Origin of the sequence: Edaphosphingomonas laterariae (assembly GCF_900188165.1) — a bacterium.
Classification (GTDB): Bacteria; Pseudomonadota; Alphaproteobacteria; order Sphingomonadales; family Sphingomonadaceae; genus Sphingomonas_E; species Sphingomonas_E laterariae.
The window spans coordinates 1-1,345 of sequence record NZ_FZOS01000082.1 but is presented as its reverse complement, the minus strand read 5'-3'; the positions used below and the strand labels follow the sequence as shown (position 1 = coordinate 1,345).

Here is a 1,345-nt window from a genome sequence, read left to right as displayed (position 1 = left end):
TGCGGGCATCGGCCAGTTCCGAGGCGAGCCAGCGCAGGTCCCCGCGCAGCGCCAGATGGTCCTTCCCGCCGATCACCGGCTTGAAGATCGAGAAGGCCGAGCGCAGCCGGCGCAGCGCCACCCGCGCCTGGTGCAGAGCCCCGCCTTCCCGGCCGCCAAGCAACAGCGCTTCGTTCGGCCGGAACTGCCGCAGACAGCTCTGGACGATATGCCGGAACGCTTCGGCGGCCGTCATCCCGGCGCCGAGCGTCACCGGCTCGGCCTTGACCATGGTCGGAGCGCGGCCTCCCTGCTTCAGCTCCAGCTCGATCTCACAGATCGGCGCGCTTCGTTCGCCCGCCACCGCCTCGCCGCGATCGAGCGCCAGTTCGATCGTCGCGTCGCCTTCGCTGATGATCCATGTCCGCCGCTCGATCCGCACCTCGAAGGCCGGGGCAATGGTATCGGTGGCATCGCCGAGCAGCGCCCGGATGGGGGTCGCGTCGTCGAGAACAGGCGTATCGCTGTCGACGGGGCATTCCCATTCGGAGCGCATGAACAGTCCGGCGGCGCTGGCGCCGTCCGCCTTGACCGTCTGGATGCGCGTCCCGTCCGAATGGCGAATGCGAAGCGACAGCCCGCCCTTCGACAGCCGGCGGTAGGGTGTATCAAAATAGATCGACCGCTGCGTGGCGATGCCGGGATCACCCGGCAGCAAGGCGGCGGCCTCGAGCGCATCGGCCGCGTCCGCCGTCAGGTCGAGTTTCAACTCTATTTCGTCGGCCATGGACGCCCTTGTTGCAACGGCTCGTGCGTCACACGGCCGATCTCGAATCGTCACATCAATCTATATCCGATCTCGTGGATCAAATCCTTCACCGGCAGGCGCACCCCTTCCAAAAGCTAATCCGCCGGAGTTCCCAGCATCACCACCGGATTATTCCCGCCAGCGCAATGCCTCGACCAGAAGATTGAAGGCCGGAGAGTGTTGCCGGCGGCTTGGATAATAGAGGTGATAGCCCGGAAACGGCGGGCACCAATCCTCAAGCACCCGCACCAAATGGCCTTCGCCGAGTGCGCGCTCGACTGTATCGTTGGGCAGACAAACAAGACCAAGCCCGTCAATCGCGGCATCGATATTCGTCTGCACATCGTCGCAGGTAAACTGCCCCTCGACCCTGACGTTCAGGGGCCTGCCATCCTTCTCGAACTCCCAGGCATAGAGCCCGCCCCTGGTCGGCAGGCGCAGGTTGATGCAGTTGTGATCGGTCTGATCTGCCCCCTTCTGAGTGGTCCAAAATTGATGATATTTTGGATTACGAAGGAGACAAGGAATGCCGAGCAAGAAGCATCGCCCGGAAGAGAT

2 protein-coding genes are annotated in these 1,345 nt (G+C 63.7%); both read right to left on the bottom strand.

From position 1 onward, the window contains the following. A partial coding sequence (locus CHB74_RS21455; protein ID WP_144033904.1) for a CYTH and CHAD domain-containing protein occupies positions 1-766 on the bottom strand: 766 nt, incomplete at its 3' end. 150 nt (positions 767-916) lie between these two features. Then, on the bottom strand, positions 917-1,345 hold a 429-nt coding region (locus CHB74_RS21450), incomplete at its 5' end, for a LysR substrate-binding domain-containing protein (protein WP_245843159.1).